Below are 17,800 nucleotides of genomic sequence, written 5' to 3' on the forward strand. Positions count from 1 at the left end.
TCGAATACATCGAAGTATTTTATAACCGCATACGTAGGCACTCGGCTTTGGGCTATGTCAGTCCGGCAGAGTATGAGCGCAAATGCGCATAACCTAGTGTCTACTTTTTGTGGGTAGGACCAGCATAAAGTAGGTGATGCGCATGGATAGCAATGTTTGGGATGGGATTATAGTTGGTGCATCCGGTGGCTCAATAGCTGGAGTCACGGTTTATATCATTCAATATTGCCACGAAAAAATACGTGAAGTTACCGAAATGCGAAGAGTCAATGCTTGGCTCAGAGAAAATTCAACTGGTGGTAAATGGCGTAGTACAAGGGCAGTCGCTAGTTGGACAAACCTAACAGAAGATCGGGTTCAATATTTGTGTAGTAAAAGCGAAGAAATCCAGCTTTCAACTGGTGAAAAGGAAGGCATGTGGGGGCACCGGAAGTCAATCAACTTAGCGGACTGCTAGTAATGCATAACAAGGTGGTGTTGTTCGCCGCTATCGCGGCTGGGACCTCCACTACGCTGGCGCTTCGTTCCGGCCCCAAACCACGGCGTTATAGCGCAATTGAAATACAGCAAGATTCGGGTCGGCGGTAGTCGTTCGGCCTCCTAATATAGCATCTGTTCGGGCATATGCCCTTTTGTAGTAAACAGATCCTAGAGGAATAACGATGACTATACTTGCCAACAAAGTCGCTATTGTTACCGGTGCCAGTACCGGCATTGGCTACGCAGCTGCGAAGCTTTTTGCGAGAGAAGGTGCTGCCGTAGTGGTGGCAGCAAGGCGACAGAAGGAGCTTGATGACCTGGTGGACTTAATCAATATGGAAGGCGGGCAGGCACTGGCACTAGCCGGTGATGTTGGCGAAGAAGCTTTTGCCAAAGCTTTGGTAGATAAGGCAGTAAGCCACTTTGGTGGCCTGGATATCGCTTTTAACAATGCTGCCATTCTGGGGGCTATGGGCCCTGTCCCGGAGATGTCGCTCACGGACTGGAATCAAGTTATTGCGACCAACCTAACCAGCGCATTTTTGGGCGCAAAGTACCAGCTGCCCGCCATGGCTGCCCGAAAAAGAGGTTCGTTAATTTTCACCTCTACCTTCGTTGGTTACACTGCAGGTATGCCAGGCATGGCTGCCTACGCAGCCAGTAAGGCTGGCCTTATTGGGTTGACTCAAGTGCTGGCGTCAGAGCACGGGCCTCAGAATATCCGGGTCAATGCCCTTCTGCCCGGTGGTACTGATACGCCGGCAGGGCGTGAGTTTGCCAATACGCCAGAAGCATTGGCATTTGTGCATAATTTGCATGCTCTTAAGCGGATGGCGACACCAGATGAAATTGCTCAATCTGCATTGTACCTTGCCTCTGATGCCTCCAGCTTCACCACGGGGTCTGCGATGCTGGTTGATGGCGGTGTATCTATAAATCGTGTTTGAGATGCCGGCCTATGTCAGACTATGACCGAATCGCAAGCGCTATGGCCTATTTGGTTGATCGGGCAATTGATCAGCCCAGCCTTGAAGAGATAGCCGCTCATGTGCATCTGAGTCCGTATCACTTTCAAAGGTTGTTTTGTCGTTGGGCTGGTACTACGCCGAAGCGCTTTTTACAGGTCCTGACATTGGAGCGGGGCAAAGGATTGCTTGATAATTCTCTCTCCTTGCTTGATGTCTCACATGAGCTTGGATTAAGCGGCAGTTCAAGGTTGCATGATCACTTTGTGCAGCTGGAAGCAGTCACCCCCGGCGAGTATAAAAATCGAGGTAAGGAGGTACAGATTGAGTATGGAGTACATCCGACCCCACTGGGGCCCATGTTTGTGGCTGTAACCCTGCGTGGTGTTTGCCGGGCAGCGTTTATGGACTTCAATAGCATGGAGGAATTGCTGGATGACTTGCATAACGATTGGCCCCTCAGTTCGATCAGAGAAAGTTTGGCATCTACGCGACACGCTATTGATGCCTTTTTTAGCAGTGACACAGCTTCCGGGCAAGGTCCGCTGTCGCTCCATGTGACAGGGACAAATTTCCAGATCGCCGTGTGGCGTGCTCTGCTGAAAATACCACCGGGCGCTGTGGCCAGCTATGCCGAAGTAGCCAGATCACTAGGCGCACCCAGGTCTGCAAGGGCTGTTGGTAACGCTATTGGAGCAAATCCAGTTGCTTTGCTGATCCCATGTCACCGGGTTATACAGCAAAGTGGCGCGCTCGGGGGGTATCGCTGGGGACCAACCAAGAAGCTTATGGTACAAACATGGGAAAAAATGCGTGATGAACCGGTTGCGCTATAACAATGCCATGCAACCGACGCTCGTACCTCGCTCGGCTGATGGCGGGCGTTATGCTCCAGGTCAGTAATGGTAGCGAAGTTGGGCAATAAGCAGGGAATCTTGATGGATTTTATAAACCATTCGGTGCTCGTCATTGATCCTTCGAGACCAATATCCCGACAGGGCATGTTTGAGCGGCTCTGGCTTTCCAATGCCTTCGAATGGCTCTCGTTTGATTTCTTTTATAAGGGTATTAATGCGTTTCAGTATCTGCTTGTCTGTTTTTTGCCAGTACAGGTAATCTTCCCATGCCGTATCCGCAAAAATTAACTTCACTCAATCAGTTCCTTTTCTTGCCCTTTGCCATCCTCAAGCTCGGCAATAGACTCGATCAGGCGCCGGGCATTTTTGGGGCTCCGAAGCAGATATGCCGTTTCTTCCAACGCTTGGTAGTCGTCCATAGAAATCATCACAACGGCTCCTTCGCCCTTGCGGGTAATAGCAATGGGCGCATGATCGTTACAGACCTGCTCCATAGTTTTAGCCAAGTTACTTCTGGCGGCGGTATAGCTTATGCTGTCCATTGTTTTTTCCTGTACATGTACAATAATATGTACGTAAGTATAGCGGCGCATAACAAGTACAGGCAAGCGATCCGTTTTCCACTGCGCTTTAGTTCGGTCCAAGGTTCGTTCCAAACGGTCGCCTGCTGTAGGCATTAAAACAACTTTGAAAATCCAACCATACTCAGAAAAATGGGCAGGTCAGATTGCTGACCTGTTCTATCAGTCTGTGCACGCAATTGACCCTGTTGTGTATACACCAGCGCAAAAGGAAGCATGGGCTCCTTCACCCGTGGATTATGCGCAGTGGCGGGTGCGGCTCAGTACAAAAAAGCCCTTTGTGGCAATAATTGATAATCAGGTTGTGGGTTTTATTGAGCTGGAGGCGGATGGTCATATTGACTGCACCTATACACACCCGAATTTTCAGGGCAGGGGTGTTGCCTCTGCGCTGTATGACTATCTGCTTGCAGCAGCGAAAGCCGCAGGTCTCAAACGTTTATATGTTGAGGCCTCGTTGCTTGCTAAACCCTTCTTTGAGCATCGTGGCTTTGTGTTGGTTAAGCAGAATGAAGTACGCCGCAATGGCGTGTCTTTAATCAACTTCTCAATGGAAAAATATCTAAGCCCGGACCAATAAACTCAGTCGGCACTGAAGGTCGATTGTTTAGGCGTTGGACAACCTGCCTGTCGCCTTAATAGAAAAGTTTTGTCACATCGTACTCTCTCCCCGCGTCTAAAGAATTGGAGACCGAGATGATCGCGTCCCAATCCAATATGTGAGGAGATAAGATGATGAAGAAGTTTGAGGTTCAGGGCGTTGAATTACATACCAGCCGGGAAGTGGCGTTTGCGTACATTGCAGACCCCATGCAGTTACCGCAGTGGACCAATGCCTTTGCCGCCGTTGCAGATGGCAGGGCGGTGATGCGCACACCGCATGGTGAGATAGAGATCGATCTTGTCGTGCGTGCTTCAAAGGAGCAGGGGACGGTGGACTGGTTTATGACCTTTCCCGATGGCAGTGTTGCCACTGCATTTTCGCGGGTTGTGGAACTCGACCCGGAGCATTGCGTCTACAGCTTCGTATTAACACCACCGCCGGTGCCGCTGGAACAACTTGAAGGCACGCTGCAAGAGCAGTCCCGAATCCTTGCAGAAGAACTCCAAATCCTGAAACGGAATCTTGATCGCCATGGATGAGATACCCCTGATCGAAGACGCGCATACCCTTGAGCATGACGTCGCGCTTGCGATGGCAGGTGATGCGGATGCGCTTGAGGCTGTGGTGCGCACGGTGCAGCAGGATATTTACAGATTGGCGCTGCGTTTTCTCTGGCATCCACAGGATGCGGAAGATGCCAGTCAGGAAATTCTGATTCGTGTGATTACCCATTTAAGCAGTTTCCGGGGTGAAAGTGGTTTTCGCACATGGGTGTATCGCATCGCCTGCAATGCCTTGCTTACGTTGCGGAAAAAACGCATGGAGCAGCAATCGCTCAGCTTTGATCAGTTTGCTGAAGATCTGGCCAATGGACTGGCTGATTCGCCCCTGAGCGTTGAAGATGACGGCGAGCAGAGTCTGTTGCTGGAGGAGGTGAAGATCGGTTGCACGCTGGCAATGCTGCAATGCCTTGATCGGAAACACCGTCTGGCCTATATCCTGGGTGAGATCATGGAGCTTGATCACATTCAGTCGGCCGACGCACTGCAAATAACGCCCGCCACCTTTCGCAAGCAGCTTTCCCGGGCACGCGGGAGTATCCTCTCGTTTATGACAGCGCAGTGCGGGCTGATCAATCCTGACAATGCTTGCCGCTGCAGTCGTCGGGTCAGCACGGCCATCACCCTTGGCCGCGTAGACCCAACAAACCTGATCTTTGCCACTTCACAACAGCAGGCGAAACGCTTTCCCCTGGTATTGGGCGAGATAAGGGCGCTGGAAGAGTATCGTCGTGCAGCCGCGCTCTATCAATCCCACCCGGAGGTAAAGCCGCCGGACGCCTTCTCCCTCTGGCTACAGCAATTGCTGGCTGAAATGCCGGACAGGAGTCTCAATGATTTAAGCGTCTGACAAAACTTTTTCACCTGAACGGCAAAAAACGCCGCCCATGTCGCGCGCTGCTTTTTGCCGCTGGCCTGTCACGCAGCAGGTGAAATTCGCCCCCGGTGAAGACTGTTCAGGGGGCGGAATGGTTATTGCTGAGGTTGTAGCTGCTGGAATAACGTATGCAAATCCAGTACATCCCAGTGTTCGGCCAGCTTCCCGTCTGAAATTCTGAAGATATCAACAGCATCAAAGGCATAGGCTTGATTAGAAGGTGCGATACCGAGCCACTGGTTTGTGTGGGTGCCGCTATAGGTGCCGTATACCCACACAAACTCTTCGTTGGCGATGATGTTTTTCAGTGTGTAGTTGAAGTCTGGAATCGAGCTGAACCAGTCTGCAAAAAAGGCACGAAATCCATCTATCCCCTGTTCGACAAACGGGTTGTGTTGAATGTAGTCCTCATGCATGAAGGATTGTAAGTCCGTCAGATTTTTTTCTACAAAAACCTGAGATGCAAACTCACTCATGAGACTCAAATTTTGCGCTGTGCTGCTCTGGGCCATGGTATGTCCTCCTGCCAATGTAAGCGTTGCGAAAAGCGTGAAAGCCTTAATCCAATTGAAATTCATCTGTCTGATTACCTTGTTTGGTTGAAATGACCCGGGTAAAAAAATACTATGAACCTAGGTATCTATTCGCAAGAAGGCACTAAAAAGTGCTGTAGTGACTAAAAAGTAACTAATTTTAGAATCAATAAGATATGAATGATTGGAATGTATACAATCAGAACTGCCCAACCAGAATGGTGTTGGATCGTATCGCTGATAAATGGACGGTACTGATCATTGGTGCGCTGTCTAAAGAAACCAGACGGTTTGGTGAGTTAAAGCGGGAGGTCGATGGTGTATCTCAAAAGATGCTCACCCAAACGCTCCGGGCGCTGGAACGAGACGGTGTGGTGCATAGAAAGATCTATCCAACGGTCCCACCCAAAGTTGAGTATTCGTTAACGGAGCTTGGCCGCACGCTGGTGGATCTGCTGGAAGGCATCGCGCACTGGTCGGAGTCCAATATTGAGTCTGTGCTGCAATCACAGCAGGCCTATGACGCCAGAAGCATGGATGAGTGAGGCAGCGTAGCTGTATCGTAATTATTAAAGCGGTTTAACCGCTGAAAATCTTATAAGGAACGGTTTGGCGCTGAGTCAGGCGGTAGATGGAATTATAAATGAGAGCATTACTCGCAATATTACTTACCCTGTTTACGGTACAAGGCTTTGCCTCAAACTGGCAGGAAAGCACTGAAATTACCGGGCTATTTAACCAAGCAGGTGTGACAGGCACCTTCGTGCTTTATGACGCCAGTACTGGAGATTTCACAGGTCATGATCAGGAACGATCCAAAGTGCGTTTTGTGCCTGCTTCGACGTTCAAAATCCCCAACAGTCTGATTGGCCTCTCCGTAGGCGCAGTGAAGAGTGTGGATGAGATTCTCCCCTATGGAGGGCAGGAGCAGCCCTTTGATGTATGGGAAAAAGATATGGGGCTGCGTGAGGCGATTGCCGTCTCCAATGTACCCATCTATCAGGCGTTGGCGCGCCGCATTGGCCTGGAACGCATGCAGGCATCTGTAGCGGAACTCGGTTACGGCAATGCAGATATCGGTGCCTCGGTAGATACCTTCTGGTTGGAGGGGCCGCTCACCATCAGCGCGCAGGAACAAGCGGTCTTTTTAGCCAACCTGGCTCAGGGCACGCTGCCAATCTCCGATGATATTCAAAAGAGTGTGCGGGATATTGTGCTGCTGGAGCAGGGTGAAAAATGGCAACTGTATGGGAAAACAGGCTGGCAGAATGCACCGGAGTCGGGTGTCGGCTGGTGGGTTGGCTGGGTCACAAAAGATGATCATATCTATGCCTTTGCCCTCAACCTTGATATCAAGACAGCCGCTGATGCCAAGAAACGGGTGGAACTCGGCAAAGCGAGCCTTAAAGCGCTGGGTGTACTGTAAGCACAGTAAAGCCAAACAAGTTGTTTTATATACTCCCGGATTTTCAGCAGATGAGTACGGGCTGTTCTAAGCTTTGAGCAGACACCGTCAGCGGATATAAATAATGAAAAAGCTGAAGAATGAAAAAGAGCTGGTCAAAAAAGCGATTGCCGAAGGCGTGAAATACGGCGAGGCGAGGGGCGTGGTTGAATTTGAACCCACTGACTCGGCCACCGAAAAGATTGAGTATATCTACCGGCTGCTGGTGCATGATAAGGTGATTCAGCCGATCCCACCGGATCAGCTTTCGCAGGGTGAGATGCGCCACAGGCTGGCGATCTGGGCTTCCAAGCTGAAATAGCCGGGCATTTTCTTCACCTATACAACGCCTGATAAACGGTGAGAACCGTCACGACATAACCATGCTGCAAATTTCCAACGCTGTTGCCATTCCTGATGATGAACTTGAAATCACGGCCATCCGTGCGCAGGGCGCGGGTGGTCAGAACGTCAATAAGGTCTCTTCTGCCATCCACCTGCGGTTTGATATCCGGGCATCCTCTTTACCGGAGTTTTATAAGGAACGGCTGTTAGCGCTGTCTGACCAGCGCATCAGTAAAGAGGGGGTGATTGTCATCAAGGCACAGAATCACCGGACTCAGGAGAAAAACCGTGAAGAGGCCCTGGCACGGCTGGTGGAGTTGATCAAAGAGGCTACCAAACAGCAAAAGGCACGCAGGCCCACCAGGGCGACCCGTGCCTCTCAGGTCAGACGGGTGGATAAGAAGACCCACCGCGGCAAAATAAAAGCCCTGCGGGGAAAACCGATCGACTAAGCCGGGGCAGAAACCACGTATTGGTTAAGACTTTTCCCTTCCCCTTGTCCCCCACTTATCAGTAAAATTGCCACTTTTCCACGATGACGGAGCACACACCAGATGGGCAGAGCGTATCAGAACCGCAAGGACTCGATGGCCAAAACATCGGATATGAAGGCGAAGATTTACAGCCGTTACGGCCGTGAAATCTATGTTGTTGCAAAATCCGGTGGCACCGATCCAAACGGCAACCTTGCCCTGCGCAGTCTGATCGACCGTGCCAAGCGTGAACAGGTTCCAACGCACGTAATTGATAAAGCGCTGGATAAAGCCAGCGGCGGTGCCGGTGAAGATTTCTCTCCTGCGCGCTATGAGGGTTACGGTCCCGGCGGCAGCATGGCAATTATTGAATGTCTTACAGACAACCCCAACCGCACCTTTGGTGATGTGCGTAATGCGTTCACAAAAACCAAATGTAAAATCGGCACCCAGGGCACTGTAGCCCATATGTTTGATCATTCAGCCATCTTTGTTTTCCCGCATGATGATGAAGAGGCGGTACTGGAAGCGCTGATGGAAGCGGATGTTGATGTCACTGACATCGAGAGCGAAGAGGGCAAGATCTCTGTCTTCACCCCGCATACCGATTACTTCAAGGCGAAACAGGCGCTGATGGACGGTTTCAGCGGCATTGAATTTGATGTGGATGAGATTCAGTTTATCCCGAGCAGCTACACCACACTGGAAGGTGATGATGTGGCACTGTTTGAGAAATTCCTCAGCATGCTGGATGATCTGGACGACGTACAGCAGGTCTACCACAACGTAGAGATGGCCTGATTACGCCACCAACCGATCTGATCATCGGTTCTGAGTTACTCAAAAGGCACGCTATAAACGCGTGCCTTTTTTGTTTTTGCTATGCTCCTAGCAAACCGGGTATCGCCTGAATGGCTTTCAAATCATCGGGGACAGGGATTATGCCAAGTTGCCCTCATTGCCAGTCTGAGATTGTACTGCGCCTGCTGAAACATCAGGGTCTGCTGCGCAGTGAGCGAATCTGTCCCTATTGTGGCGGTGCTTTTACGGTGGATGCGCTTACCAAACGGCGTCAGGCCTGTTTTATTGTCTTGGCGGTTATCTCATTGTTGCTGACTGTGCTGAGCTATTTTGAGTTTGCTGACTGCCTTTCTCTGGCACTGGTGAGTTATCTGCTATTGGGTGCGCTGATCGCTTGGGGTAATCGTAAAGTTAAGCTGGTACCCTTCACAGACAGCACAGTAAAACACTGACACGGAGGAAACACCGGGTGTATGACACCGTGTTGAGGTTCTGGTTTCAGGAGACCGATACAAAACAGTGGTTCAGCTCAGACCCGGAGTTTGACGCCTTGGTACGTCAGCGTTTTGAGCCGCTGTTACAGCAGGCTGCCGACGCGGCATTGGCAAGCTGGCGCAGCACAGCGCAGGGTCGGCTGGCCGAGATCATCGTACTGGATCAGTTCTTCCGCAATATCTATCGTGACACCCCTCAGGCATTTGCTCAGGATGCCATGGCGGTGCAACTGGCGCAGGCTGCGGTAGCGCAGGGGGCGCTGGAAGCGCTGGCAGAGGTCGAGCGTAATTTCCTGTTAATGCCTTTTATGCACAGTGAGTCCCGAGCGGTTCATCTGCAGGCAGAACCATTATTTAAAACCTATGCATCTGCAAACACTTACCAGTTTGAATTGAAGCATAAGGTGATTATTGACCGGTTTGGTCGCTACCCTCATCGCAATGAAGTGCTTGGGCGTCCTTCAACCGCCGAAGAGATCGAATTTTTGCAGCAGCCCGGTTCGGGTTTTTAACAGAGGTATCCAATGCAGCAGGTAGATAAAGACTTTTACGCCCGGGCAGACGCCCATATCGGGCTTTCCAACCAACAGCTTTCCGAGGAAGCAGGGCGGGGTAAAGTCAGTGCTTCCATGATGTTTGCCACCGCCAGATTTAATGCCTGGGTCAGTGCCTGCGGCTGGAGCAGTGCTGAAGCGATGGGCGCCGCCAGGGTAAACACCATCGAGTATTTTGTTGCGGAATATCGCAAAATGCTTGAAGAAAATTTGGATGACTACATCGAAAATTTCGCTGACTATATGCAGCCTGAAGAACAGCGCAAAGACTGACGCACCGGGTGTTCTGCCGGGTGCTCCTTTCCCCTGACTGCGCTTCGTGAATGAACGCGCCGCTAAGATTTTTGCTTAACGGCGGGTACCTCTCTTTTTTATTCAGGTAACCATAAAAGACGTGGCGTCACTCTTTCTGAAGTGTCTGCTGGGCGCAGCCGCAGTCCTGTTGATTGCGTTGCTGTCTAAAAGCAAAAGCTTTTTCATTGCCGGGCTAGTGCCCCTGTTCCCTACCTTTGCATTGATTGCGCACTATATGGTCGGTACTGAACGCAGCATGGAAGACCTGCGGGTCACGGCACTGTTCGGGCTGTATTCGTTGATTCCCTATGCCAGTTATCTGGCGGCGGTGATCTATTTCAGCTACCGCTTTAACCTGATGCTGACGCTCTCACTGGCGGCGCTGATATGGTTCTGCATGGCGGGCTTTCTGTTATTGGCCTGGGTCAGGCTCTATCCGGCGGTGAGTTAACCCGATCAGATTCAACAGCGCATACAGCGTGATCCGTATGCGCTGAAGGGTGTTGCTGAGCTAATGCGATTATGGTTCCACCGGTCCTTCTATCCAGCCGGTATAGGTATTTTTGCCTCGGGCTTTTGACTGGTACATCGCGGTATCGGCGGCCTGAACCATCTCTTTTACAGTCATATCCGGCCAGTGGTAGATGCAATAACCGATACTGGCGTTCACCCCGATGGTATGTCCTTCAATGATCCGTGTTGTTGATATCTGCTCCAGCAGCCGCTGCGCCAGTACCTGACAGCCCTGTCGGGTGCTGGTGGATGGCAGGATGATGGCAAACTCATCGCCACCCAGTCGGGCTAAAATATCGGTTTCACGGCAGAGGTCTTTCAGCTCCTCAGCCACCTGAGAAAGCAGCTGGTCTCCGGCGGGGTGACCGTAGTGGTCATTGACCGCTTTGAAACCATCCAGATCAAGCATCATCAATGAAAATGGCTGATGTGTACGCTGCGCCAAATTGACCATATCGGTGAGTTTTTCATTAAACACGGCTCGATTGAAAAGCCCGGTCAAAGGGTCTGTGGTGGCCAGTACACGAGCCTGAAGTTCGCTGTTTTTACGTTTGGATATATCAAGGCAGGTGCCGGCGAGTCGGATGGGCGTGCCATTGACATCACGTTCTACAATACGCCCTCTGGCCAGAATCCAGACCCAGTGTCCATCCCGGTGCCGGGCCATGAATTCGTCTTCAAACAGGGCTGTTTCACCCGCCATTTTGGCATGGATACGGCGTTGGAATTCCGGTAGCGAGCTTGGACTGATCAGGCTTTTCCAGCGACTCAGCGTCATGGGGGAGAGCTGTTCGAGTGAGTAACCCAGCATCTGCGCCCAGCGATCATTACACACAAGGTTGCCGGAGCATATATCCAGTTCCCAGGTGCCAACATCGGCAGCCCAGATGATTTCAGCCAGACGTTGCTCGGTTCGTTTTATCGCCGTGATGTCCTGAATGGTGCCTTTCATCAAACAGAGTTTGTTCTCATTGTCCGTAGTGACAGAACCACACTCAAGCACATGCAGAATCTTGCCGGAGGGGAGAATAATCCGGTGTTCAATCCGGTATTCCTGCTGACTTAACATCGCCCGTTGTACCGCCTGTTCCAGCGTATCGCGATCAGCCGGGTGCACATGGGAGAGGAACATGTCGTAGGTCGGTTGCTCCTCAGTCGGATCAAGCTCAAAGATGCGGTAGACCTCGTCTGACCACCACAGGTCATTGTTTTGGAGGTTCCACTCCCAGCTTCCGACGCGGGCAATCTCCTGAGCGGCATCCAAGCGTTCTTTATGCGTGGTGAGGGCTTCAGCATGGGCTTTTAGCGTGAATTTCAATTGCTGGTTGCCATAGCGGAAAGCCGCAATAAACAACATCTCAATCACCAGAAAACCAAAAATGCCGTACAGGATGTTGTACCACTGATTGGCTTTGAACTGGCTTAATTCGGTATCAATGTTTTTCCAGAACACCACGGCACCGGCATCTTCACGGCTGGCATCCCGTGTGCCCAGATAATCCCGCAGCGGGAAGTAACTCACCAGCAGGTGCTGGCCATTCACCTTGATGACATCATTTCCGCTGTTACGAAAATGAATGCCTTTGTCGTAGCTGGCATCAATAACATCGTTTAACTGTTCTGAAGAGGCGGCTTCGATCAGGCAGTCACACTTGGTTTTTTGCTGGCCAAAGCGGCTTGCAAAGGTTTCAGGCCACATCGCGGATTGCAGGTGCTGGTGCGACAACAATACCCCGGCCTGATAGTGGCTGGTACTGGCCAGAATTTTGAGTATCACGTCAAAGGATGTACCCACCTCCAGCACACCGACATGAACCCGGTCGCCGGTTTCAGGATCGTTTGCTGAAACCGGAATGACGCCCCTTAAACCTGAATAAACCCGTCCTGTCTCAAAACCGGTGCGCGGTGTTTTTTCAATATTGGTATCAACCACAGTAAAGCGGACATCATCCAGACTGTCGCCAAATTTAGTGGGTTTGTGTACGCGTAAAAAACTGGTTGCCCCCGGGCCCAGATGGAAATGCAACTGCCGGGCATTGTAGGTGCCCTGAACGTCGTGCCAGCTGTTAGAGACCCGTTCATAGAGTGCCTGGCGATAGTGAGCAGCTTCATGGCCGCCACTGCCACCGCCTTCGCGGATAACCGCATCTTTACCTTTGAGAAAGAGTTGCTGCACCTCAGGATCGCCGGCCACAAACGTGGCGATGGTGAGCATGTTGGTATAGGTCTGGGAAAGCAGGGTCTCGAAATTCAGGTAAAGCCCATGGCTTTCCTGTTTCATAGTCTGGCGAAATGACTGGTCTGCAAAGTAGTGGTTCATCGACACGAACATCAGATCGATGAAGGCGACCAGCCCACTCACAAGGATAAATAACCGACCAGAACTGAATTTCAACATGGCAGATGCCAACCGTACTTGGTGGTTGCAGGTGCAGCCCCGTTGCTGCTTAACCCTAATTAAAGTTTCTCAAATTTTTAACAAAAATAGCTTTGTTGCATATCAATAAACAGTCTTTTCTAAATTAGTAACAGTGCTAATTGAACAGAAAATCTACCACTGAATGCCGTTAGATGGAAATCTCCGGAGCAGACCCCGGGTTCAGGCTGGTTTTTAGCTTTTGGTACGTAATACACTGCTGTGACTTGTGCTCATCACAGTAAGAAATATAAGGAGCTTTCCCGCCATGGAACTCAACATCTATCAGGTTGATGCGTTTGCCAGCCAGCCTTTTACCGGTAACCCGGCCGCTGTTTGTCCGCTGGAAACCTGGCTTGACGATGCGTTGATGCAGGCGATTGCCGCAGAGAACAATCTGTCCGAGACCGCATTTTTTGTGCCGCAGGGTACTGACTATGCCATTCGCTGGTTTACTCCGGTAACCGAGGTTGATCTTTGTGGCCATGCGACCCTGGCCAGTGCCTGGGTGGTGTTTAACCGGCTTGCCTGTGTCAGTGATCAGGTGGTCTTTCATTCACGCAGTGGTCCACTTGTTGTCACCAGAAACACACATGGACTGGTGCTGGATCTGCCAGCCGACATCCCACGGCCTTTATCAGATCAGGCATATCCACAGACTAACCTGCCGGTGACTGAAGCTCTGCAGGGCAGCGATTATCTGCTGGTGGTTGAAGACAGCCAGGCCGTGACAGGTTATCAGCCTGACCTGACTATGCTGGCAACATTGCCGGGCAGGGGTGTGATTATTACCGCCGCCAATGACCAGTACGATTTTGTCTGCCGCTTTTTTGCCCCCAGGTGTGGTATTGATGAGGACCCGGTGACAGGGTCTGCCTTTACTCAACTGGTGCCATACTGGGCAGAAAAACTGGGAAAAAAGACCCTTCATGCCCGCTAGGTCTCTGCCCGTGGCGGGGATGTTACATCCAGTCTCAAGGGTGACCGGGTTGAGCTGCAGGGTCTGGCAACCCTCTATCTTGAGGGTACAGTTTATATACCGGATGTTGAGAAGGAGATCTGAGCCATGAATAACGCCATCTTTATGCCCATGATGCTGCTGGCAGGCTGGACCCTGCTGGTGATGATGGTTATTCCTTACCGTCGGTTCAAGGCCGGGTTCGCCAAGCAGGTGAGCACCCAGGATTTTCTGTTGGGCGAATCAGACCGGGTACCGGGCTGGGTTAAGATACCCAATCGTAATTTTATGAACCTGCTGGAATCACCTCTGCTGTTTTATGTCGTATGCCTGATTGCTTATCTGACCGGGCAGATAACGTCGTTGGTAGTAACATTGGCCTGGGGATTTTTGCTGGCGCGGATTCTGCACAGCCTCGTGCATCTGACCTATAACCGGGTGGGCCACCGTCTGATCTGTTTTGCGATTGCTAATCTGATCCTGCTGGCGCTCTGGGTCAGGGTGTTCTGGGGGTTAGTCTGATGCAGAATCCTGATCTGGCAGCTCTGCAGCATTTTCTGGCCACTGAATTCCCGCAAACACTCTGCACCATAGAATCAGCAGAAGCGGGAGCGGCCGTGGTGCGTCATCCGGTGAGTCAGGCTTCGCTGCGACCCGGTGGTACTGTATCCGGTCCCGTGCTGATGGCGGCGGCCGATGTGGCGCTTTATGTGGCCATCCTCTCTGAGATTGGCCTTGAGCCTCTGGCCGTGACCACCCAGTTGAGTATTAACTTTCTGCGTAAGCCCTCCGCAGAGCAGGATATTCTGGCGCACTGCCGTCTGCTTAAGACCGGACGCACGCTGGCGGTGGGGGAGGTCAGTCTGTTTTCAGAGGGGGATGAGCGACCGGTAGCGCATGTGGTGGGGACCTATGTGATACCAGGCAGGACTTAAGGATTAATTTTCTAAACCTTCGACTGAAGGACACATTGACGATTCAGGTTTTGGGGGTGTCAGCCGTTAAACTGTGATCGTGCCATAGTAGCTGTTGGTATTACCCCGCAATGATTGACGAAGAGAATAATAAGAGGCAAGGAATGGGCATTATCAAGGTAGGCCTCGGACATTCCACCGATGCCACAGAAGCCGCAACACAGGCCATGGAAGAGACCCCGAAACCGGGGCTGGTTATCTGTTTCGCCTGTTTTGGTTTGGATGTTCCTGCTGTATATGAAGCGGTCAGGGCAGTGGTGGGTGAGACTGTGCCCATTATTGGAGGGAGTTCCTCCGGTGAGTTTTCCAGTCTGATACCTGAGCCGACCACGGGTACGGTGATGGTACTGACCATTCAGAGTTCCTATTTCAGTGTTGGCGTGGGTGTGGGTGAAGGCCTCTCCGCTAAGCCGGAAGAAGCCGCCAGTCAGGCGATTCGCATGGCACATGACACCCTGCTGGCAAACCCGGCGGTAATGTCGCTGATGGCGATTGCGCTGGACAGCAAAGGCGCCGCCGAAGTCTCCCGTCTTAAATCTCAGGTCAATCTGGTGCTGCCAGATGGCACGTCCGGTCAGGAAGAAGCTTTCCTGCGCGGTCTGATCCGTAAAACCGGTATCACTGCTCAGGTGATCGGCGGTTCGACCGGTAATGACCTGCAGGCAGATCACAGTTTCCAGATCTGTAACGGCGTTTATAAAGATTCAGCGGTGGTGGCCAGTTTCAGCAGTGGTCTGAAAATGGGTACTGCCATGGGTCACCCCTACCAGCCCGCGGGTAAGGGCGCGGTGGTCACCAGTGCCAAGGGGCGTGTGGTACATACCCTGAACGGTAAACCGGCGGCCGAAGTGCTGCAGCGGTTGCTGGAGAGTGATGAGCTGACCCCAGAACTGTTTATCCAGAACCCTTTCGGTATCAAGTCCTCCGATGTGTTTGGTGAATACACCATCAAGAGTGCGCAGGCAGTTAATGATGATGGCAGCGTGAGCTTTTACGCTGAGATCCCCCAGGGCGAGTTCCTGCGGGAGATGAAAACTGATCCGGACACCGCCCGTCGTCAGTTCCGCGAAACCCTGGAAAATGCCATCATCGATGCCGGCTGTAAGAAAGTGGCCGCCGTGCTGGTGTTTAACTGTATTCTGCGTCACGACCTGAAGTGTCGTCTGGGCGTGGATGACGTGGGCCTGATCAAAGAGGTCTGCGGTGATGACGTGACCGTGGTGGGCTTTAACACCTTCGGTGAGCAGGGTGCGACGCTGGGTGGCTCTATGGGTCACTACAACCAGACCGCGACCGTGCTGGTGATTGCAGAAGAAGTGATCACCCAGTAAAGCGTTTGCCTGAACTGGTACACATAAAAAGCCCCGCTTGTGCGGGGCTTTTTGTTGCTTATTGTTTTAGCTTGTAGCCGGTGCGGAAGATCCACCAGGTACCGCTGAGGCAGAGAAACAGGAACAGCAGGGTCATGCTCAGGCTGACTCCCAGATTCACATCGGCCGCGCCATAAAACGCCCAGCGCAGACCGCTGATCAGATACACCACGGGGTTAAACAGTGACAGACTCTGCCATGGCTCCGGTAACATGGTAATGGAGTAAAACGCGCCGCCCAGAAAGGTAAGGGGAGTGATCACCATCAGCGGGATAAGCTGCAGTTTCTGAAAATCATCCGCCCAGATCCCGATGATAAAACCAAACATGCTGAAGGTAATCGAGGTCAGCAGCAGAAAGGTGATCACCCAGAGCGGGTGGTCCAGACTGTAATCCACAAAGATGCGCGCGGTGAGCAGAATCAGCGTGCCGATCATCACCGATTTGGTGGCAGCGGCGCCCACATAACCGATCACCACCTCAAGCGGGGAGACCGGTGCTGATAACACCTCATAGATGGTGCCGGAAAACTTCGGAAAGAAAATACCAAAGGAGGCGTTGGAGATGCTCTCACTTAACAGCGACAGCATCAGCAGCCCCGGAATGATGTAAGCGCCATACTCAATGCCGTCAATCTCACCCATGCGACTGCCGATGGCGGTACCAAACACGATGAAATAGAGTGACGTAGAAAGTACCGGCGAGATGATACTCTGCATCAGGGTGCGGCGGGTACGTGCCATCTCAAAGCGATAGATGGCGAGAATGCCGTGAATATTCATCGCTGATCTCCCACCAGACTGACAAAAATTTCTTCCAGTGAACTCTGGCGCGACTGCAGGTCTTTAAAATCCAGCCCCTGCTGTCCCAGACGGCGGATCAGCTCCGCAATGCCGGTGTGTTCATGTTGCGCATCAAAGTGATAGGTCAGGGTCTGGCCATCTTCACTCAGGCTGAGGTTAAACTCCGCCAAGGGCTCCGGTACGACCTCCAGCGGACTTTGTAACTGAACCCGCAGTTCTTTACGGCCCAGCTTGTTCATCAGCTCGTTTTTGTCCTCAACCAGAATCAGCTCGCCACGACGAATCACGCCGATGCGGTCCGCCATCTCCTCGGCTTCCTCGATATAGTGGGTGGTCAGAATAATGGTGACACCCTGTTCGCGCAGTTCACGCACCATCTGCCACATATCCCGGCGTAGTTCCACATCGACCCCCGCCGTGGGTTCATCGAGGAACAGGATCTTGGGCTCATGGGAGAGGGCCTTGGCGATCATCACCCGGCGTTTCATGCCGCCGGACAAGGCCAGAATCCGGCTGTTACGTTTTTCCCACAGCGAGAGCTGTTTCAGCAGCGATTCGATATAGGCCGTATTGGGAGCCTTGCCAAATAATCCACGGCTGAAACACACCGTATCCCAGACACTTTCAAAGGCATCGGTAGAGAGTTCCTGCGGTACCAGCCCGATCAGGCTGCGCACGTCGCGATACTCACGGTCAATGTCCCGGCCATCCGCCAGAATCTCACCGGCGCTGCGGGTCACAATGCCGCAGATAATACTGATCAGGGTGGTTTTACCGGCGCCATTAGGGCCAAGCAGGGCAAAGATTTCGCCCCGTTCAATTTCTAGGTTGATCTGTTTCAGGGCAGCATGGCCGGATGCATAGGTTTTGCTGACATCCCTGATAGAAAGAATGGAATTCACTGA

26 protein-coding genes are annotated in these 17,800 nt (G+C 52.0%); 20 read left to right on the forward strand and 6 right to left on the reverse strand.

All coding sequences use genetic code 11. The features are described from left to right. From P2G53_RS13670 to P2G53_RS13685, 4 genes are all read left to right on the forward strand, one after another. On the forward strand, positions 1–92 hold a 92-nt coding region (locus P2G53_RS13670), incomplete at its 5' end, for an IS3 family transposase (RefSeq protein WP_275817948.1). 50 nt (positions 93–142) lie between these two features. Then, on the forward strand, positions 143–457 hold the full coding sequence (locus P2G53_RS13675; RefSeq protein ID WP_275818186.1) for a hypothetical protein: 315 nt from the start codon (positions 143–145) through the stop codon (positions 455–457). 205 nt (positions 458–662) lie between these two features. Then, positions 663–1,427 carry an SDR family oxidoreductase gene (locus P2G53_RS13680; RefSeq protein WP_275818188.1) on the forward strand — a complete coding sequence of 255 codons (765 nt, stop codon included), beginning with the start codon at positions 663–665 and terminating at the stop codon, positions 1,425–1,427. Between the two features lie 11 nt (positions 1,428–1,438). Further along, positions 1,439–2,281, forward strand: coding sequence for a methylated-DNA--[protein]-cysteine S-methyltransferase (locus P2G53_RS13685; RefSeq protein WP_275818190.1), 843 nt, complete (start codon positions 1,439–1,441; stop codon positions 2,279–2,281). A 60-nt stretch (positions 2,282–2,341) separates the two neighbouring features. Here the strand turns inward: P2G53_RS13685 and P2G53_RS13690 are convergent, their stop codons facing one another. Continuing rightward, positions 2,342–2,596, reverse strand: coding sequence for a Txe/YoeB family addiction module toxin (locus tag P2G53_RS13690; RefSeq protein WP_275818191.1), 255 nt, complete (start codon positions 2,594–2,596; stop codon positions 2,342–2,344). After that, positions 2,593–2,844, reverse strand: a complete 252-nt coding sequence (locus P2G53_RS13695) for a type II toxin-antitoxin system prevent-host-death family antitoxin (RefSeq protein ID WP_275818297.1) — start codon at positions 2,842–2,844, stop codon at positions 2,593–2,595. The genes P2G53_RS13690 and P2G53_RS13695 overlap by 4 nt, the downstream gene beginning before the upstream one ends. Positions 2,845–3,073: 229 nt before the next feature. Between P2G53_RS13695 and P2G53_RS13700 the strand changes: the two genes are divergently transcribed. The 3 genes from P2G53_RS13700 to P2G53_RS13710 all read left to right on the forward strand — a co-directional run bounded on the left by P2G53_RS13700 (position 3,074) and on the right by P2G53_RS13710 (position 4,897). Further along, entirely contained in the window at positions 3,074–3,463 is a 390-nt protein-coding gene (locus P2G53_RS13700) for a GNAT family N-acetyltransferase (protein ID WP_275818299.1), read from the forward strand. 152 nt (positions 3,464–3,615) lie between these two features. Then, the gene (locus P2G53_RS13705) at positions 3,616–4,026 is read left to right on the forward strand and encodes a hypothetical protein (protein ID WP_275818193.1); all 411 of its coding nucleotides are present in this window, start codon (positions 3,616–3,618) and stop codon (positions 4,024–4,026) included. Beyond that, a complete protein-coding gene (locus tag P2G53_RS13710) occupies positions 4,019–4,897 on the forward strand; it encodes a sigma-70 family RNA polymerase sigma factor (protein ID WP_275818195.1) in 879 nt (292 codons plus the stop codon). The genes P2G53_RS13705 and P2G53_RS13710 overlap by 8 nt, the downstream gene beginning before the upstream one ends. A gap of 122 nt (positions 4,898–5,019) precedes the next feature. On the opposite strand, the gene P2G53_RS13715 is transcribed toward P2G53_RS13710, so the two are convergent. After that, on the reverse strand, positions 5,020–5,436 hold the full coding sequence (locus P2G53_RS13715; RefSeq protein WP_275818197.1) for an ester cyclase: 417 nt from the start codon (positions 5,434–5,436) through the stop codon (positions 5,020–5,022). A 197-nt stretch (positions 5,437–5,633) separates the two neighbouring features. On the opposite strand from P2G53_RS13715, the gene P2G53_RS13720 reads away from it, so the two are divergent. The 9 genes from P2G53_RS13720 (at position 5,634) to P2G53_RS13760 (ending at position 10,313) form a co-directional block, all read left to right on the forward strand. Then, a complete protein-coding gene (locus P2G53_RS13720) occupies positions 5,634–6,002 on the forward strand; it encodes a helix-turn-helix domain-containing protein (RefSeq protein ID WP_275818199.1) in 369 nt (122 codons plus the stop codon). 98 nt (positions 6,003–6,100) lie between these two features. Continuing rightward, on the forward strand, positions 6,101–6,883 hold the full coding sequence (gene blaOXA / locus P2G53_RS13725) for a class D beta-lactamase (protein WP_275818201.1): 783 nt from the start codon (positions 6,101–6,103) through the stop codon (positions 6,881–6,883). 103 nt (positions 6,884–6,986) lie between these two features. Beyond that, positions 6,987–7,223, forward strand: coding sequence for a DUF5062 family protein (locus P2G53_RS13730; protein ID WP_275818203.1), 237 nt, complete (start codon positions 6,987–6,989; stop codon positions 7,221–7,223). 61 nt (positions 7,224–7,284) lie between these two features. After that, complete coding sequence (arfB, locus tag P2G53_RS13735) at positions 7,285–7,698, forward strand: alternative ribosome rescue aminoacyl-tRNA hydrolase ArfB (protein ID WP_275818205.1); 414 nt, start codon at positions 7,285–7,287, stop codon at positions 7,696–7,698. Positions 7,699–7,800: 102 nt separating this feature from the next. Then, positions 7,801–8,520, forward strand: a complete 720-nt coding sequence (locus P2G53_RS13740) for a YebC/PmpR family DNA-binding transcriptional regulator (protein WP_275818207.1) — start codon at positions 7,801–7,803, stop codon at positions 8,518–8,520. Between the two features lie 140 nt (positions 8,521–8,660). Beyond that, complete coding sequence (locus P2G53_RS13745) at positions 8,661–8,972, forward strand: hypothetical protein (RefSeq protein WP_275818209.1); 312 nt, start codon at positions 8,661–8,663, stop codon at positions 8,970–8,972. Positions 8,973–9,001: 29 nt separating this feature from the next. After that, positions 9,002–9,526, forward strand: coding sequence for a DUF924 family protein (locus P2G53_RS13750; RefSeq protein ID WP_275818210.1), 525 nt, complete (start codon positions 9,002–9,004; stop codon positions 9,524–9,526). Between the two features lie 12 nt (positions 9,527–9,538). Continuing rightward, on the forward strand, positions 9,539–9,841 hold the full coding sequence (locus tag P2G53_RS13755; protein ID WP_275818212.1) for a DUF3144 domain-containing protein: 303 nt from the start codon (positions 9,539–9,541) through the stop codon (positions 9,839–9,841). A gap of 121 nt (positions 9,842–9,962) precedes the next feature. Beyond that, positions 9,963–10,313 carry a GlpM family protein gene (locus P2G53_RS13760; RefSeq protein ID WP_275818214.1) on the forward strand — a complete coding sequence of 117 codons (351 nt, stop codon included), beginning with the start codon at positions 9,963–9,965 and terminating at the stop codon, positions 10,311–10,313. A 69-nt stretch (positions 10,314–10,382) separates the two neighbouring features. Here P2G53_RS13760 and P2G53_RS13765 read toward each other — a convergent pair whose 3' ends face one another. Further along, complete coding sequence (locus P2G53_RS13765; protein ID WP_275818216.1) at positions 10,383–12,773, reverse strand: diguanylate cyclase; 2,391 nt, start codon at positions 12,771–12,773, stop codon at positions 10,383–10,385. A gap of 286 nt (positions 12,774–13,059) precedes the next feature. Between P2G53_RS13765 and P2G53_RS13770 the strand changes: the two genes are divergently transcribed. The 4 genes from P2G53_RS13770 to P2G53_RS13785 all read left to right on the forward strand — a co-directional run bounded on the left by P2G53_RS13770 (position 13,060) and on the right by P2G53_RS13785 (position 16,054). Continuing rightward, positions 13,060–13,731 carry a PhzF family phenazine biosynthesis protein gene (locus tag P2G53_RS13770; protein ID WP_345799211.1) on the forward strand — a complete coding sequence of 224 codons (672 nt, stop codon included), beginning with the start codon at positions 13,060–13,062 and terminating at the stop codon, positions 13,729–13,731. 126 nt (positions 13,732–13,857) lie between these two features. Then, positions 13,858–14,271, forward strand: coding sequence for an MAPEG family protein (locus tag P2G53_RS13775; protein ID WP_275818218.1), 414 nt, complete (start codon positions 13,858–13,860; stop codon positions 14,269–14,271). Beyond that, positions 14,271–14,684 (forward strand): PaaI family thioesterase, encoded by a 414-nt coding sequence (locus P2G53_RS13780; RefSeq protein ID WP_275818220.1) that lies wholly within the window; start codon positions 14,271–14,273, stop codon positions 14,682–14,684. The genes P2G53_RS13775 and P2G53_RS13780 overlap by 1 nt, the downstream gene beginning before the upstream one ends. A 143-nt stretch (positions 14,685–14,827) precedes the next feature. Next, positions 14,828–16,054, forward strand: coding sequence for an FIST N-terminal domain-containing protein (locus P2G53_RS13785; protein ID WP_275818222.1), 1,227 nt, complete (start codon positions 14,828–14,830; stop codon positions 16,052–16,054). Positions 16,055–16,112: 58 nt separating this feature from the next. Here P2G53_RS13785 and P2G53_RS13790 read toward each other — a convergent pair whose 3' ends face one another. Next, entirely contained in the window at positions 16,113–16,874 is a 762-nt protein-coding gene (locus tag P2G53_RS13790; RefSeq protein ID WP_275818224.1) for an ABC transporter permease, read from the reverse strand. Then, on the reverse strand, positions 16,871–17,797 hold the full coding sequence (locus P2G53_RS13795) for an ABC transporter ATP-binding protein (RefSeq protein ID WP_275818250.1): 927 nt from the start codon (positions 17,795–17,797) through the stop codon (positions 16,871–16,873). The genes P2G53_RS13790 and P2G53_RS13795 overlap by 4 nt, the downstream gene beginning before the upstream one ends. Between the last annotated feature and the right edge of the window lie 3 nt (positions 17,798–17,800).

The organism is Neptuniibacter sp. CAU 1671, from assembly GCF_029222905.1.
In the GTDB taxonomy this organism is placed as follows: domain Bacteria; phylum Pseudomonadota; class Gammaproteobacteria; order Pseudomonadales; family Balneatricaceae; genus Neptuniibacter.

Bases quoted from the DNA above. Each gene is read 5' to 3' on its own strand.
- P2G53_RS13780 (WP_275818220.1), top strand. From the start codon at position 14,271: ATGCAGAATCCTGATCTGGCAGCTCTGCAGCATTTTCTGGCCACTGAA.
- P2G53_RS13755 (WP_275818212.1), top strand. From the start codon at position 9,539: ATGCAGCAGGTAGATAAAGACTTTTACGCCCGGGCAGACGCCCATATC.
- P2G53_RS13715 (WP_275818197.1), bottom strand. From the start codon at position 5,436: ATGGCCCAGAGCAGCACAGCGCAAAATTTGAGTCTCATGAGTGAGTTT.
- P2G53_RS13785 (WP_275818222.1), top strand. From the start codon at position 14,828: ATGGGCATTATCAAGGTAGGCCTCGGACATTCCACCGATGCCACAGAA.
- P2G53_RS13695 (WP_275818297.1), bottom strand. From the start codon at position 2,844: ATGGACAGCATAAGCTATACCGCCGCCAGAAGTAACTTGGCTAAAACT.
- P2G53_RS13680 (WP_275818188.1), top strand. From the start codon at position 663: ATGACTATACTTGCCAACAAAGTCGCTATTGTTACCGGTGCCAGTACC.
- blaOXA (WP_275818201.1), top strand. From the start codon at position 6,101: ATGAGAGCATTACTCGCAATATTACTTACCCTGTTTACGGTACAAGGC.
- P2G53_RS13685 (WP_275818190.1), top strand. From the start codon at position 1,439: ATGTCAGACTATGACCGAATCGCAAGCGCTATGGCCTATTTGGTTGAT.
- P2G53_RS13740 (WP_275818207.1), top strand. From the start codon at position 7,801: ATGGGCAGAGCGTATCAGAACCGCAAGGACTCGATGGCCAAAACATCG.
- P2G53_RS13705 (WP_275818193.1), top strand. From the start codon at position 3,616: ATGATGAAGAAGTTTGAGGTTCAGGGCGTTGAATTACATACCAGCCGG.
- P2G53_RS13775 (WP_275818218.1), top strand. From the start codon at position 13,858: ATGAATAACGCCATCTTTATGCCCATGATGCTGCTGGCAGGCTGGACC.
- P2G53_RS13710 (WP_275818195.1), top strand. From the start codon at position 4,019: ATGGATGAGATACCCCTGATCGAAGACGCGCATACCCTTGAGCATGAC.
- P2G53_RS13730 (WP_275818203.1), top strand. From the start codon at position 6,987: ATGAAAAAGCTGAAGAATGAAAAAGAGCTGGTCAAAAAAGCGATTGCC.
- P2G53_RS13675 (WP_275818186.1), top strand. From the start codon at position 143: ATGGATAGCAATGTTTGGGATGGGATTATAGTTGGTGCATCCGGTGGC.
- P2G53_RS13720 (WP_275818199.1), top strand. From the start codon at position 5,634: ATGAATGATTGGAATGTATACAATCAGAACTGCCCAACCAGAATGGTG.
- P2G53_RS13745 (WP_275818209.1), top strand. From the start codon at position 8,661: ATGCCAAGTTGCCCTCATTGCCAGTCTGAGATTGTACTGCGCCTGCTG.
- P2G53_RS13770 (WP_345799211.1), top strand. From the start codon at position 13,060: ATGGAACTCAACATCTATCAGGTTGATGCGTTTGCCAGCCAGCCTTTT.
- arfB (WP_275818205.1), top strand. From the start codon at position 7,285: ATGCTGCAAATTTCCAACGCTGTTGCCATTCCTGATGATGAACTTGAA.
- P2G53_RS13765 (WP_275818216.1), bottom strand. From the start codon at position 12,773: ATGTTGAAATTCAGTTCTGGTCGGTTATTTATCCTTGTGAGTGGGCTG.
- P2G53_RS13790 (WP_275818224.1), bottom strand. From the start codon at position 16,874: ATGAATATTCACGGCATTCTCGCCATCTATCGCTTTGAGATGGCACGT.